Below are 14,493 nucleotides of genomic sequence, written 5' to 3'. Positions count from 1 at the left end.
ATTACCCGATCACAACAGCTAAGAAAAATTATCTACCTGCACGGCGCTGACCAGCACCGAATGGATGTTCACCGCCTACCGGATACGGGCGTACGGTTAGGCCGCGCGGGCGATGGCATCGGCTTCTTTGCCGCCTACCTCCCAAGCGGAAAGGTGGAAAAGTACCACCTCACCGGGGCTGTCGCGGTAGTTCGCGCGGCACTCGTGGTAGGCCGTGGAATGGCGGTGGAAATACACCTCTGGCACGGCGAACCCGCGAGGATCAAAGCCGGTGTGTATGGCGGCCAGGCGGGCCGCAACCCGCGCCACCACGCCGCTGCGCGGGCCAAAGAATTCGCCTGCCGCGATTTCGGCGTGCACGACGCTCGGCAAAAGATCGCGGAATGCGGGGCCGCTGCCCTGCGCAATCAGGCGCGCCAGGCCCTGCAAGCGCGCGCTATCGCCGCTGGGGATCCCGTTGCCGCCGGCCGCAACATCGATGCGCGCGAGCACTTGCAGCGGCGCGCGGGCAAAGGAGCGGACGGTGGAATCTACCACCTCAGGTGCTACCACGGAATACGCGCTGACCGCGCCGGCGAGCGGCCCGCTTTCCACATCACCCGGGCCAGGATGCGGGGGGATGGAATGCCCATCCAAGGCCACGCTGGCGCGCGCCCCGCGCATCAAGGACTCCGCAGAGATGACCTCATACCTGCGCAGCCCGGCGGGCCTGCGGTGGGCGCGCGCGATGGCAGCCGCGGCCTTTTCCGCACCTTCTTTCACCCCCGGGAGGCGAAATAGCGGGTATAACGCGTCATTTTCTGGCATATACATTAGGATAGCCCTAGACGCCCCGAGCCCCGAAGGCCCCCTATCGTTGGCGCGGCACCATAAAACCGCGCTGTATCTATTATCATTGGGGCCGTTACAAGGTTTAGATGAAAACGAGGAGAATTAATCGTGAGCAACGATGGATTATTTACTGACGGCACCGATCAATTCGCACCAAAGGTTAATTCGATTCCTTTGAGCGATGTTGATGCATCGTCCTCCGAAACCTCCATCGGCAAGTTGGTCTCCAATGCCACCGAGCAGATGTCCCAGCTCGTGCGCTCTGAGGTAGAGCTGGCCAAGACGGAGCTGGCGCAGTCCGCAAAGAAGGGCGGCATCGGTGCCGGCTTCTTCGGTGCGGCCGGCACCATCGCGCTGTACAGCTCCTTCTTCTTTTTCTTCTTCCTCGCTGAGCTCCTCGCCCTCTGGCTGGACCGCTGGGCAGCCTTCTTGATCGTCTTCCTCGTGATGATCGTGGCGGCCGGCGCCCTCGCCCTGCTCGGAGTCAAGAACGTCAAGAAGGTTAAGGCACCGCAGAAGACCATAGATTCCACCAAGGAACTCAAGAACCTGATTCCGGGCAAGGCGCAGAAGTCGCTGGACCGGAAGGACACTCACGGCCTGTACACCTAAACCGCACGCACCATGAGATCCGCCTCAGCCTTTCCTGGGGCGGATTTTCTGTACACATAGAAAGGCGCCTTGCCCTCCATGGCCTTAGCACCACTTCCCCCCTCCACGGTTGAGCTGGAAGGACCCTTTGCGCACGAGTTTGTCCACACCCGGGGCATCCGCCTGCACGTGGCCATAGCGGGCGATAGCGCCGATCCCCTCGTTGTTTTTATTCACGGCGCATTCGGCGGCTGGTTCGATTTCCAGGAGGTCATAGGTCCCCTCGCCCAGTGCGGGTACCACGTCGCCGCGGTGGATATGCGCGGCTTTGGCATGTCCGATAAGCCACCCATCGATCCCGGCCAAGATATCCGCACCCTGGTCGGGGATCTGGATGGCCTCATCCAGGCATTGGGCCACGATGATGCCTATGTCGTCGGCGCCGATACCGGTGGCGCGGTGGCCTGGTGCCTGGCCGCCGAGCGCCCCAATCGCGTCCGCGGCTTGGTTTCGGTCTCGGCCGCGCACCCGGTTGATATCCGCCGCGCCATCGCCGCCCGCCCCTGGGATTTTGGGTGGATGATCCTGCGTTCCCTCCTCTGCCACCTGCCTAAGGTCACCCGCGCGAATACCCTGCTGCTCAGCCCCCGGGCCTACCGCAAGGAGCTCAGTTTGGATACGGGGCCCGCGCTTGCCAATGCCACCTTAGAGTCCATCCTTGCCCTGCGCCTGCGCGCCTCCCAGATTGGCAAGGTGCGCCGCGGGATCCTATGGAACCACCGAATGCGCACCGCCGTGGTGCCGTTGAACTGGTCCGAACTAGCCGTCAAGCGCCCCGTCCTTTTCATCCACGCCCAACAGCGCCTGTGGAACCCCGTCATCCAGCGGGCCTCCCTGCGCGCCCGCGCGGGATTTAGCGCCACCTCGATACCAGGGGCCAAGAACCTGCCCTTCCTCGAGGCCCCTGAGGAGTTCGTCGACGAGCTGCGCCGCTGGCTCGACGCGTAGGGCGCGTAGGGCGGCGCGTGGGGAGACATACCCCACGCGGATCTAATACGAAAGCTAGTGCGCCACGCACTCGCCGGTTTCTACTGGGCGCTGCAATTGGGTGACATCCCCAATGTTGCCGATGACCTCATCTGCAGTCAGTGCGTATCCGGTCTCAGAATCATCCACTGAGGCACCGAAGATAACACCCAAGACCTCGCCCGCGGTATTGACTAGGGGGCCGCCAGAATTGCCCTGTTGGATATTGCCACGCACGGTATAAGAATCGCGCTCTACCCGGCCTTGGGAGTAGATATCTGGCCCGGCGATGGTGATGCGATCGCGCACCCGGGCCATTTCCGCATTAAAGGGACCGGAGTGTGGGAAGCCCATAACCATGGCATCATCGCCGGTCTGCGCCGACTGCTGCGCCCACGGCAGGGGCTGGATACCCAGATCCGGCGCATGCAAGACGGCGATATCGACCTCTGGGTTGTAGTAGACCACCGTGGCGTCTTTCAGCCCGAGCTTCGTATCCAACCTCACCGTTTGGGTGCCGGCCACTACGTGCGCATTGGTGACCACGTAGTCATTATCCACCACAAAACCGGAACCCATGAGGCGGCGGGAGCATTCTTCGGCATCGCCAAGCACATGAATGATGGACGGGCGGATGCTGCGCACCAGCTCCGGATCCTGCACGTCTGGGGCGGGGTCCTCAACGTCCTTGCCGCTGATGGAATTTTCCCACGGCGAGACCAAGGGCGGAAGCCCCGATTCATTGAGCAACGCCGCCACGCCATTGGGAAGGGAAGCCAGGCGCGTCGGTGCGGCCGCGTTGAGGTTGCTCAGGATGCGGGAATCGCGCAGCCCCTGCCCCGCGGATCCGCCCAAATTGGTGGCCACGGGAATGGAAATCATCCAGATGACAATGAGCGCGATGAAGGACTGAAAAACCGCGCCGAATAACGAATCTATCCGCTGGGTGCTGCGCGCCTTCATGCGATCGCGCACGCTGGTGCCCAGGGAGGAACCGATGATTTGCCCAATGCCCACCAGCAAAACCAGGATGCCAACGAGCAGGAGCAGGCGCAGCGAAGGCTCGTCTACCTTGCGCAATGCGCTAGGCGCTACGGCGATGCCCACCACAAGGCCCGCGCCCATCCCGATGGCAGAGAGCACCGCGGCGAGCGCGCCATTGCGCCAACCACTGAGCAGTGCTGCTAATACGGCAAGCACGATCAAGCCGTCAACAATGAGCGCAGCAGTCATGGATTTGGTTCTTTCTTCATCGAAATCTCGTGCGTCCCCCGACGCCTTAAGCGCGCGGGCAATTAGGACATCTTCTCATTATTGCGGGACTTTTTGAGGGTGTCACGCAGGTCTATGACCGAATTGTTATCCCACGGTACGCTCCACCCAGAATGATCCAATAACGCTGCCAGCACCCCGGCAGTAAAGCCCCAAATCACGTAGTCATTGGCATAAAACGCCGGCCCTTGCCACTGCTTGAAGCCCACCAGCAGGCGGTTGCGGGGATCAATGAGCTCCTTAATCGGAACGAAAAACACATCGTCGGTCTCCGCCGGGCTTGCGGGATAGACCTCGCCCGGCTGCTTCCAGTGGGCCAAAATCGGGCTTACCGGATTTCCAGTGGCGCGAATGTGCAGCTGTTCCCACTGTTCTAAGGGCGTGACCGTGTGGCGCTGCAGGTCGGTTTCCTCCCATGCCTCCCGCAGCGCGGTATCTACCAGCGAGGTATCGCCCGGATCCCGCCGGCCGCCGGGAAAGGCAATCTGGCCGGAATGCGAGCGCATGGACGGCGAGCGGTGCGTCAGCAAAATTTCGCCATTCTCCACGCTGTTCCCGCTCAGCAACATCAGCACAGCGGCTTCTCGCTTGATCGGCACTTCTTCCTCCGAGCCATTGAGCTGCGATGCCTGCCGTTTACCAATGAGCTCTTGCACCTGACTCGTATCGACGCCCAGCGCGGGTTTTATCCACTCGGGCGCGTATTCGGGCCATAATTTACTCATCCAGCAAGCGCCTCCTCAACCGTCTTTTCGATCTCGCCCGCAGAGGTAAACGGCTGCGCCGCCTGTTTTATCACTTCGCCATCGCGGAGAATCACAGTCACGGGAACCACGCCCGGCAGTCCCAGCGTGCCCGCGAAGCTATTATCCGGATCTTGGAAGCTCGGCAGGTCTACTCCCACATCGTTGAGAAAGGCAGCCCCGTTGGCGGCGTTTTTATCCGCGTGCACCCCAATGACCTTCCAGTCAGGGTGAGACTTTGCCACCTCGTCCAGGTGGGGCAATTCCGCGCGGCACGGCTCGCACCACCATGCCCACACATTGGCGATGGTAATGCCTTCATCCGCCTTGTCCCCTTCGCGTGCATCATCGCCGCCCAAGCATTCCAGTTCCACTCCGGCGATGGGCCCCGCGGGGCAATCTGGGCGCTCGGCCACGTCCTGGTCACCCGCCGAGCCCGATTCCGATCCCGCGCCAGGGGCCTGCGCCGAATCGCCCGTGTCGTTGTCATCCCCACGCAGCTGCATGACCCCCACCACCACGAGGGCTGCGATGACAATGGCCGCAATGACGGTGCCGAAGACGTATTTTTTCATACCGCTAGCTTAATGCAGCCGGGCACAGATCCCGCACCACGCAATTCCCACACTCCGGGTTCCGGGCATGGCAGACGCGCCGGCCGTGAAAAATGATGCGGTGGGAAAACATCGTCCACTCGGCCTCTGCAATGAGCTTGGCGATGTCCCTTTCTATCTTCACCGGCGTCTTCTCCCCCGTCAGCTCCAGGCGCTGCATCAGGCGGCTAAAGTGCGTATCCACGGTAAGGCCCGGTACCCCGAAGGCATCGCCCAGCACCACCAGCGCCGTCTTGCGGCCCACCCCAGGCAGGGAGGTCAGTTCCTTTACGGTCTGTGGCACCTCGCCATCGGATTCAGAAACCAAGCGCTCGCCGATGCCCATAAGATGCCCCGCCTTCGCCCGCTGAAACCCCAGCGGCCGCAGGATCGCCTCCAGATCCTCCCGGCTGGCTGCCGCATAATCGGCAGCGGTGGGATAGGCGCGAAACAGCTCAGGGGTTACCGAATTCACGCGCGCATCCGTGCACTGCGCGGAAAGCACCGTGGCCACCAAGAGTTGGAGGGGAGAGTCGAAATCGAGCTCGCACCGCGCATCGGGGTGTTCGCTTGCCAATCGCTCGTTAATGATGGGCGCTCTCTTACTCGGGGCCGCGGTGGCCGGCAGTGATGAACTCATGCCGCCAAGCTTAGTAGGATAGGAATACATGATTTCACTTGTTATTTTTGTACCGCTTGGTATCGCCCTTTTCGCCCTCCTCATGGAAAAATTGGAAGCAGTTGTCTTCGCCGATTAGCCGGAAATCCGCTGGCTGTAACGCTAGGAGCGTAAGTGAACCCATTTCTGTCGTGTGACCATTATGGGGACAGTGTCCAAAAGTGACTAACTGCACTGTAAAATGGGGTACGCTAAAAATTGACCCCGCTTGTTCCGCATTAGCGTGCCTCCCTGGAGCCCGCAAAAGGATGTGGCCCAAGCACTTTAGTGACTTTTCGCAGTCGACATCCAAGGAGTAAAACGTGGAAGGCGTACAGGACACCCTCTCCCGCGCCGGAATCTTCCAAGGCGTTGATCCCGTAGCAGTGCAGAATCTTCTCGAGCAGATGGAGACAGTGCGCTTCCCGCGCGGTACCACCATCTTCGATGAAGGCGAGCCCGGTGACCGTTTGTATATCATCACCTCCGGCAAGATTAAGCTCGCCCGCCACGCCCCGGATGGACGCGAAAACCTCCTGACTGTGATGGGTCCCTCCGATATGTTCGGTGAGCTCTCCATCTTCGATCCGGGCCCACGCACCTCGTCTGCCGTATGCGTGACCGAGGTCCAGGCCGCCACCATGAACTCCGAGCTGCTGGATAAGTGGGTCAGCGATCACCCCGCCATCGCCCAGCAGCTGCTGCGCGTGCTGGCCCGCCGCCTGCGCCGCACCAACGCCAACTTGGCGGACCTCATCTTCACCGATGTGCCCGGCCGCGTTGCCAAGACCCTGCTGCAGCTGGCTAACCGCTTCGGTGTCCAGGAAGGCAGCGCGCTGCGCGTCAACCACGATCTCACCCAGGAAGAGATTGCCCAGCTGGTGGGCGCTTCCCGCGAGACCGTTAACAAGGCCCTAGCCACCTTCGCCCACCGCGGCTGGATTCGCCTCGAGGGCAAGTCCGTGCTCATTGTCGATACCGAGCACCTCGCCCGCCGAGCGCGCTAAAACCAAACAATTCCCTCCGTCCCCCGTGCATAAGCACTAGGGGTGGAGGGAATAAACGTTTTAAACCGGCTGCCTGCCGCGCAGCGCGTTAGTTGTCTGTACCGTCGAGGTACTTCAACGCGGTGCGCGTGGACTGCTCTGCGGCATGGCGCAGCACCGGATCCACATCGTCATACATTTCATTGACCAAGGTGGTCAGATCCACGTCATCGCCCAGCCGGGAGCGAATTTCCCGGATCTGGTCTAGGCGGTAGTGGCGGCGGTCAATGTACTTGCGCGCCACCTGCGAGGTATCTTCCAAATCCGGCCCGTGGCCTGGGAAGAGCGGAACATCCTTGCCGCGAGATTCCAGCACGTCCAGGGTATGCAGGTAATCGGCCAAATCACCGTCCGTTTCTGAAAGCAAAACGGTGTGGCGCCCCGCGATGGTATCGCCGGTGATAATGCCTTCTAGCCGGGAATGTTCTACCTCACCGCTCCACACGAAAAAGGACGTGGAATCCGCGGTGTGGCCCGGCGTGTGCAGGACCTCCAGTTGCGGGGTGATGCCTTCCAAAGTCAGAATTTCACCATTCTGCAACGCCTCCGCGCCATTGCAATAGCTGGGATCGAAGGCGCGGATGGGCGCGCCGGTCATCTGCCGAAGCCGTTGCGCGCCCGAAGCGTGGTCATCGTGGCGGTGGGTAAGCAGAATTAAAGCCACCTCACCGGCATGGCGATGCACAACGTTGAGGTGGCCTTCATCTTCCGGCCCCGGGTCTACGACGATCGACCGAGAGTCTTCAGCGGCACTGATAATCCAGGTATTCGTGCCCTCGAGGGCGGTATAGCTGGGATTATCACAAAGAACTACGCCAACGGATTGGCTTACGGGACGCAATTGACTGTATGCGGGGTGCTCCATGCCTACCAGCCTAACCGATCACTCAGCGATCTCTACGATCAATTCGATCTCCACCGGGGCATTCTTTGGCAAGGCAGCTACGCCGACTGCAGAACGCGCATGCGTGCCAGCCTCGCCGAATACCTCCCCGATGAAATCCGATGCCCCGTTGACCACCGCGGGCTGTTCTTCGTAGCTGGGATCCGAAGCCACGAAGCCAACGATCTTGATCACGCGGGAAATATTGTCCAGCCCGATCTCCGCATCGACAGCCGCCAACGCGTTGAGCACGGCGGTGCGAGCCTGTTCCTGGGCCTGCTCCGTAGTGACCTCAGCGCCGACCTTGCCGGTCACCGGCAGGGAGCCATCTACCAAGGGAAGCTGGCCAGAGGTCCATACCTGGTTGCCCACGCGCAGCGCCGGCACATAGGAAGCCAGCGGCTTAGCGACGCCCGGCAGCTCCACCCCTAATTCTTTCAAGCGAGCGGAAAAGCTCATTTACTCTGCCACCTCGCGCTTGAAGTAGGCCACCACGTTCTCTGGGTTCGGGCCAGGGGTGATGGAGACCAATTCCCATCCATCTTCGCCCCAGGAGTCAAGAATCTGCTTGGTGGCGTGGGTCAGTACTGGTGCGGTTGCGTATTCCCATTTAGTCATGGGTTTTATTCTAGCGATTTAATACGACTTATGCCGCCCCTATTGCGCAGCGCTGCCGCCGCTGCGCGGGCAGTCACGCCTCTGACCGCCTTAAATGCCGACGAGTTCGCCACCCTTAGCCAGGTAATTGGCCCAGTCTGTGATGTGGGGGTTCTTGCGCAGGAGGGCGCGGCGCTGGCGCTCGGTCAACCCACCCCACACGCCAAATTCCACGCGGTTATCAAGGGCGTCTGCGCGGCATTCCGTTAATACGGGGCAGTGGCGGCAAATGACGGCGGCTTTGCGCTGTTCAGCGCCGCGCACGAATAATGCGTCTGGGTCCTCATTGCGGCACTTTGCCTGAGTGACCCACTCACCACGCTCGGGATTTCGGGCTGTATTGGACATTCCCGCAGTCTTCACTCGAACGGTCATGGGTGAGTGTGCTCCTTCCCAGACGGAATACTATGTACCGAGGCCTGAGTCTATTCACTAGAACGCAAGATTGTCTACGAGGTCACACTTTAGGGGGTGCAGGTCACCTTCCCCATTGCTAGGCATACCACGTAGGGTATTGGGCGTGACTGTCTTCAAATCTTTGTCCAAGATAGCCCTGTCCACGGTCTTGGTAGCCGCGCTCATCGCGCTCGCGCTTGCCCCCTTCGCGGGCATTTCCGGCGTAGCGATCGCCCGCACCAACCAGACCATGCAATCGGACCTGCAAGACCTAACAGCGGGCAATATCCCTGGTGTTACCACGGTGCAGGATGCCTCGGGCAAAGATATGGCCTATGTCTATAGCCAACGCCGCCACCCCGTAGACGGTGACGAGATTTCGGACGCGATGAAAAACGCCATCGTCTCCATTGAAGACGAGCGCTTTTACGAGCACGGCGGCGTTGATCTCCAAGGCAATTTCCGCGCCTTGTGGACCAACCTGACCTCCGGCGGGGTATCTCAGGGTGCGTCCACCATTGACCAGCAGTACGTCAAGAACTACCTCCTGCTCGTCTCCGCGCAAAACGATGAAGAACGGGCCGCGGCGACCGAGCAATCCGCCACCCGCAAGCTGCGCGAAATGCGCATGGCAACGCAGATGAATGAGGAACTAGACAAGTCGGAAATTCTCACAAATTACCTCAACCTAGTCTCCTTTGGTAACCATGCCTACGGCGTAGAGGCCGCCGCGCGAACCTACTTTGATAGCCACGCCGCGGACCTCACGGTGCCGCAGGCGGCGATGCTGGCCGGCATGGTGCAGTCCTCGGAGCGCCTCAACCCCTATACCAATGAGGAAGAGGTGCTTGACCGCCGCAACGTCGTGCTGCAATCCATGGTGGATAATGGCTATCTCGAGCAGGCGGATGCGGATGAGTATAAGGGGGAAGAATTGGGCGTCGGCAAGCGGCCCAATACCCTGGACAATGGCTGTATCGGCGCAGATGATCGCGGCTTTTTCTGTGACTTTGTGCTGCAGTACCTTGAGCAAAAGGGTCTAGACCAAGACCAGCTCGCCCACGGTGGATATACCGTAAAGACCACGCTGGACCCGCAGGTGCAGGATACGGCGCTATCTGCGGTGCAGTCGCGTACCAACCCGGATGCCCAGGGCGTCGCTGAGGTGATGGACGTTATCGAACCGGGCACGTCAGACCGCAAGGTCTTGGCCATGGTCTCGTCCCGTGCGTACGGGCTGGACCAGGACAATAATGAAACCCTGCTGCCGCAGACCAACTCCTTGGTGGGCAATGGCGCCGGCTCGGTTTTTAAGGCCTTTACCGCCGCGGCCGCCCTCGAGGCTGGCTACGGCATTAAGAATACGGTGGACGTGCCCACCCGCTATGAAGCCGAAGGCCTTGGCCATGGCGGCGCTGATAACTGCCCCGCCAACCGCTACTGCGTGGAAAACGCGGGCAATTATAAGGCCACGATGACGCTGCAAGAGGCCTTGGCCCACTCACCCAATACACCGTTTATCAAGCTCACCGAGCAAGTTGGCGTGGCACCCATCGTGGATATGGCGGTGCGCCTCGGCCTGCGCTCCTACGACGAAAAGGGCACCTTTGATAAGGACACCTCCATCGCGCAGCGCACGAAGGACGCCAATTCCGGTTCCTTTACCCTGGGCCCCAATCCGGTAAATCCGCTGGAACTATCCAATGTCGGCGCAACGATTGCCTCCAATGGCCGGTGGTGCGAGCCCAATCCCATTGACAAGGTCCTAGATAAGAACGGCAACGAGGTCTACCTCAAAGAGACCCCGTGCGAGCAGGCGGTAGACCAGGATGTCGCCCACGCCCTGGCCAATGCGCTATCTGAAGATGCCAAGCAGGGCACCGCTAAGGATGCCGCCCAGGCCGCTGGCTTTAGCTCCCCCATCGCCGCCAAGACCGGTACCACCGAGTCCAACCAGTCCTCGGCATTTTTGGGATTCAACGACGGGCTCGCCGCCGCTCCTTATATTTATAACGACGGCACCGATACCCAGCCTCTGTGTACCTCCCCCGTGCGCCAGTGCACCGGTGCTGGCAACCTCTTTGGTGGCTTAGAGCCCGCGCAGACATTTTTCACCATGGCATCGCAGCTACCGCAGGCTACTCAGAGCGGTCTGCCCAATTACAATAAGAAATACGATGACGGCACCACCGGGGATAAGTTGCTCGATAGCTTGCGCGGCAAAAACGAGTCACAGGCCCGCAGCACCCTTGAAGCCAAGGGCTATGTGGTAAAAACCTCCCGCGTCGTCGGCGGGGATGTCCCCTACGGCCGAGTGGTGCGCGCGATTACCGGGAAGGATGGCAAGAAGGACGGCGCCGAGATTACCCTGCAGCTTTCCGATGGCACCTCTGCCACCCAATCCCCCTCCAGCGGCGTGGGCAGTGCGAATACGACCGGCGCACAAAATAACACCGGCAGCGCGAACACTACCGGTGTGAGCAACTGGGGAGGAAATAACGGCGGCGGATTGAACCTCAGCCCAGAGGACTTTGGAATCCGCCAAGAAGATATCGATAACTTCCGCAACGATATCCGCAATCTCCTCGGCCGCTAAAGATTAGTTAAGCTGGCCCTTTACCTCTGCGGAAAGGCGCTTGCCGTCGGCCTGGCCGGCGGCCTTTGCGTTGGCCACCTTCATGACCGCACCCATCTGCTTCATGGTGGGTGCTTCGCCGTTTTCCTTTTCTACCTCAGCAATTGCTTCTTCTACCAAGGCCTTAAGCTCCGCATCATCGAGCTGGCGCGGCTGGTAGGCCTCGAAGAAGGGGACATCGGCAAGCTCAGCCTCTGCCAATTCCGGGCGGCCATTTTCTTCATAGACCTCTGCGGACTCGCGACGCTTTTTAATCTCGCGCGCGATGACCTTGAGGATGTCTTCATCCTCTAGCTCGTGGCGGGACCCAGTGGTTTCCTCGGCCTGGATTGCCGCCAGCAACGCGCGAATGGCGCTGGTGCGCTGCTTTTCCTTGGCCTTCATCGACGTTTTCAGATCTGCTCGAATAGTATCTTTTAGCTCGCTCATGCCTTTCAATATACGTCCATTTAAGGCAGGTAGTGTAGAAGCTGTGAAACTTCAACGGATTCTTGGCGGCGTCGCCGCCGGCCTAGGTGTTGCTGCTTGGGGCTTTAGCGAGCTCACGAAATTCGAACTCAAGGAATTTACCCTTCCGCTCCTGCCCAAAGGCACCCTGCGCGGCGAAGAAGAGTTCCGCCTGCTGCACATTTCTGACCTGCACATGATCCCGGGCCAGCAGACGAAGATCGATTGGGTCTCCGCCCTCGATGCGCTGGAGCCAGACCTCGTGGTCAATACCGGCGACAACCTCTCCGATAAGCAGGCCGTGCCCGATACCCTGCGCGCGCTCGGCCCGCTGCTCGTCCGGCCCGGCGTCTTCGTGTTCGGCACCAATGATTATTGGGCGCCGCGCCCGGTCAACCCCTTCAAATACCTGCTGGGCAAAAAGCGCGAGCCCTCCTACGTGGATCTTCCTTGGCGCGGCATGCGCGCGGCCTTTGTGGAGCACGGCTGGTACGACGGCAACCAGGCCCGTCACGAGTTCAAGGTGGGCAATGTTCGCCTCGCCGTGGCCGGTGTGGACGATCCGCACCACGACTTGGATGATTACTCCGAAATCGCCGGCCCGCCCCACGAGGACGCCGATCTCTCGCTCGCCCTACTCCACGCCCCCGAGCCGCGCGTGCTCGAAAAGTTCGCCGCCGATGGTTACCAGCTCTCCCTTTCCGGCCATACCCACGGTGGGCAAATTTGCCTTCCTGGTTCGCGCGCCATCGTGACCAATTGCGGCATCGACCGCCCGCGCGCACAGGGCCTGCACGATTTCGGCCCGATGAAGATGCACGTCTCCAATGGCTTGGGCACGTCCAAATTCGCCCCGGTGCGTTTATTCTGCCGCCCCTCGGCCACCCTGTTGAGGATCACTGAGGTGGACTAGACCTGCCGTTTTGTCGATCTCATTCACCATGCGTTAAAGTATCTCAGTACTGCTTTTAAGCAGTGACCGGGATATGGCGCAGGTTGGTAGCGCGCTTCGTTCGGGACGAAGAGGTCGCAGGTTCAAATCCTGTTATCCCGACAATAGCCCGCAGGAAACTGCGGGCTATTTCTATCCCTATAGGGCCCTTGGATTCCAGGCCCGCTTAGGCCAGCATCCCGGTAAAGAATGCGATGGCGACGAGGATAATGGAAAATATCCATGCGATGGGGAAGGCTATCTTGAGGTACTTGCCCATCTGACCATCCGCCAGTCCCAGCGCCAGCCACAGCGCTGGCGAAAATGGGGAGACGAAGGTTCCCACCACGTTGCCGATAATGAGGGCGCTCGCAGCGCCCATTCCGCTGACGCCGAAGGACTCCACCGTGCCTTGGACAATGGGCAGTACCGAGAAGTAATACGCATCCGTGGAGGTCAACAGGTCTAGCGGAACCCCAAAGAATCCCACGATGACGTGCAGATACGGTGCCACTCCTTCCGGCAGAATATTCACCAGGCTCAGCGCGATTTCTTCTAGCATCTTGGTCTCATTGAGCACGCCCAAAAACATCGCGGCCGCAATGATCACTCCAGCCATGGACAAAGCGTTGGGGGCGTGGCGCCGCAAGGCATCGCCCTGCTCCATCGCGCCGTCGAAGTTGACCACCAAGGCAATGGTGGTAGCAATAAGGAACGCGGGCGCCGGTGGCAGCAAGCCCGAAAGCAGGGCAGCAAGCACGGCCAAAGCAACGACGATATTCGCGATGGTCACCCACCGGGATTTCCTGTACCTGAACCCGAGTTTCTGCTGTTCCTCGGCCTGCTTGGCGGAAAAATCATCCGCCAAGGAATTCACGTCCACAGAGATAGAGCCCTTGATTTCGCCGCTTTCCTGCAGCTTGACCAAACGGCGCTTTTCGCGCCATCCCAACAGGGCGGCAATGGTGAAGATGAGGACCACTGCCACACCTTGGATGGGCAATAAGTGCAGCCAGATATCGTTGGGGTCTTGCTCAACCACCGCACCGGCACGCCCCAGTGGCCCGCCCCACGGGACCATATTCATCACCGAAGCGGCTAGGGCCACGATGGTAATCAGCACATAGCGGGACATGTGCAGCGCCCGGTACAGCGGCAGCAATGCGGGAATCGTAATAAGAAAGGTCGTGGAACCCGATCCATCGAGGTGCGCCACGATACCGATGGCGGCCGTGCCAATGGTCACGGCCATGACATTGCCGCGGGTCGCCTTAATGAGGCTGCGGATCACCGGAGTAAAAAGTCCCACATCTTGCAAAATGCCGAAGAAAATGATGGCGAAGATGAACATCACCACGACGTTGATGACAGAGCTTAAGCCTTCGCCGAAGAAATCCGCTATATCTTCTACGCCGAAACCGGCTATCACAGCGCCGATGACGGGCACCAAGGTCATGGGAATAATGGGATTAACGCGGCCCCGGATGAGGATGCCCACCGTCACAAAGATGATGGCCAGTCCCATCAGGGTCAGTCCCAGGGAGGTCTGCATTGCGCTCCTTTAAAAGTCACTGGCGCCCGCCTGGCGCACGCCATTAGCCAATAGACGTATAGCTAATGTTAAACACTGCTGTGTGGTAGCGCACATTCCTGCGGTGAGCCGCACATATCACCCTGGACCGCCGTGGATATATAGCTTTGGGTAAAGGCCTAAACGACAGGATGTGTTGGTGAAGTTATATGTTTAGCCGGTCTGGCGTGCTGGTATTAGGATTATTTCACTT

16 protein-coding genes and 1 tRNA gene are annotated in these 14,493 nt (G+C 60.1%); 6 read left to right on the top strand and 11 right to left on the bottom strand.

The genetic code is table 11. The features are described from left to right. Positions 1 to 96: 96 nt before the first annotated feature. Complete coding sequence (locus tag ABRP87_RS02345; protein WP_349867483.1) at positions 97 to 813, bottom strand: oxidoreductase; 717 nt, start codon at positions 811 to 813, stop codon at positions 97 to 99. Positions 814 to 939: 126 nt separating this feature from the next. Here ABRP87_RS02345 and ABRP87_RS02340 point away from each other — a divergent pair, with 126 nt between their 5' ends. Next, positions 940 to 1,443: a phage holin family protein gene (locus tag ABRP87_RS02340; RefSeq protein WP_502879271.1), complete on the top strand. Its 504-nt coding sequence runs from the start codon at positions 940 to 942 to the stop codon at positions 1,441 to 1,443. A 78-nt stretch (positions 1,444 to 1,521) separates the two neighbouring features. Beyond that, a complete protein-coding gene (locus tag ABRP87_RS02335; protein WP_349867481.1) occupies positions 1,522 to 2,430 on the top strand; it encodes an alpha/beta fold hydrolase in 909 nt (302 codons plus the stop codon). Positions 2,431 to 2,484: 54 nt separating this feature from the next. On the opposite strand, the gene ABRP87_RS02330 is transcribed toward ABRP87_RS02335, so the two are convergent. From ABRP87_RS02330 to nth, 4 genes are all read right to left on the bottom strand, one after another. Beyond that, a complete protein-coding gene (locus ABRP87_RS02330; protein ID WP_349867480.1) occupies positions 2,485 to 3,681 on the bottom strand; it encodes a MarP family serine protease in 1,197 nt (398 codons plus the stop codon). A 62-nt stretch (positions 3,682 to 3,743) separates the two neighbouring features. Continuing rightward, on the bottom strand, positions 3,744 to 4,445 hold the full coding sequence (locus ABRP87_RS02325; RefSeq protein WP_349867478.1) for an NUDIX hydrolase: 702 nt from the start codon (positions 4,443 to 4,445) through the stop codon (positions 3,744 to 3,746). Continuing rightward, a complete protein-coding gene (locus ABRP87_RS02320) occupies positions 4,442 to 5,038 on the bottom strand; it encodes a TlpA family protein disulfide reductase (protein ID WP_349867476.1) in 597 nt (198 codons plus the stop codon). Before ABRP87_RS02320 ends, ABRP87_RS02325 begins: the two co-directional genes overlap by 4 nt. A gap of 4 nt (positions 5,039 to 5,042) precedes the next feature. Next, positions 5,043 to 5,696: an endonuclease III gene (nth, locus tag ABRP87_RS02315; RefSeq protein WP_349867474.1), complete on the bottom strand. Its 654-nt coding sequence runs from the start codon at positions 5,694 to 5,696 to the stop codon at positions 5,043 to 5,045. A 341-nt stretch (positions 5,697 to 6,037) separates the two neighbouring features. Here nth and glxR point away from each other — a divergent pair, with 341 nt between their 5' ends. Next, positions 6,038 to 6,721: a CRP-like cAMP-activated global transcriptional regulator GlxR gene (gene glxR, locus ABRP87_RS02310; protein WP_005276495.1), complete on the top strand. Its 684-nt coding sequence runs from the start codon at positions 6,038 to 6,040 to the stop codon at positions 6,719 to 6,721. Between the two features lie 88 nt (positions 6,722 to 6,809). On the opposite strand, the gene ABRP87_RS02305 is transcribed toward glxR, so the two are convergent. The 4 genes from ABRP87_RS02305 to ABRP87_RS02290 all read right to left on the bottom strand — a co-directional run bounded on the left by ABRP87_RS02305 (position 6,810) and on the right by ABRP87_RS02290 (position 8,675). After that, entirely contained in the window at positions 6,810 to 7,625 is an 816-nt protein-coding gene (locus ABRP87_RS02305; RefSeq protein WP_349867472.1) for an MBL fold metallo-hydrolase, read from the bottom strand. Between the two features lie 18 nt (positions 7,626 to 7,643). Continuing rightward, a complete protein-coding gene (locus tag ABRP87_RS02300) occupies positions 7,644 to 8,102 on the bottom strand; it encodes a RidA family protein (RefSeq protein ID WP_284770741.1) in 459 nt (152 codons plus the stop codon). Continuing rightward, on the bottom strand, positions 8,103 to 8,261 hold the full coding sequence (gene sp36, locus ABRP87_RS02295; RefSeq protein ID WP_126318073.1) for a Sp36 family protein: 159 nt from the start codon (positions 8,259 to 8,261) through the stop codon (positions 8,103 to 8,105). Positions 8,262 to 8,351: 90 nt separating this feature from the next. Then, on the bottom strand, positions 8,352 to 8,675 hold the full coding sequence (locus tag ABRP87_RS02290; RefSeq protein ID WP_005276491.1) for a WhiB family transcriptional regulator: 324 nt from the start codon (positions 8,673 to 8,675) through the stop codon (positions 8,352 to 8,354). A gap of 145 nt (positions 8,676 to 8,820) precedes the next feature. Here ABRP87_RS02290 and ABRP87_RS02285 point away from each other — a divergent pair, with 145 nt between their 5' ends. Further along, complete coding sequence (locus tag ABRP87_RS02285; protein ID WP_284771982.1) at positions 8,821 to 11,292, top strand: transglycosylase domain-containing protein; 2,472 nt, start codon at positions 8,821 to 8,823, stop codon at positions 11,290 to 11,292. Positions 11,293 to 11,295: 3 nt separating this feature from the next. Here the strand turns inward: ABRP87_RS02285 and ABRP87_RS02280 are convergent, their stop codons facing one another. After that, on the bottom strand, positions 11,296 to 11,760 hold the full coding sequence (locus ABRP87_RS02280) for a GatB/YqeY domain-containing protein (protein WP_023025025.1): 465 nt from the start codon (positions 11,758 to 11,760) through the stop codon (positions 11,296 to 11,298). Positions 11,761 to 11,803: 43 nt separating this feature from the next. Between ABRP87_RS02280 and ABRP87_RS02275 the strand changes: the two genes are divergently transcribed. Continuing rightward, entirely contained in the window at positions 11,804 to 12,691 is an 888-nt protein-coding gene (locus ABRP87_RS02275) for a metallophosphoesterase (protein WP_284771983.1), read from the top strand. A 67-nt stretch (positions 12,692 to 12,758) separates the two neighbouring features. Then, positions 12,759 to 12,832: transfer RNA gene (locus tag ABRP87_RS02270), tRNA-Pro, on the top strand. 64 nt (positions 12,833 to 12,896) lie between these two features. Here the strand turns inward: ABRP87_RS02270 and ABRP87_RS02265 are convergent. After that, positions 12,897 to 14,261, bottom strand: coding sequence for a CitMHS family transporter (locus tag ABRP87_RS02265; RefSeq protein ID WP_023025023.1), 1,365 nt, complete (start codon positions 14,259 to 14,261; stop codon positions 12,897 to 12,899). Positions 14,262 to 14,493: the final 232 nt, after the last annotated feature.

It is taken from the genome of Corynebacterium sp. KPL2830 (assembly GCF_040225635.1).
GTDB lineage: Bacteria > Actinomycetota > Actinomycetes > Mycobacteriales > Mycobacteriaceae > Corynebacterium.
This window is presented reverse-complemented; position numbering and strand designations above follow the sequence as displayed.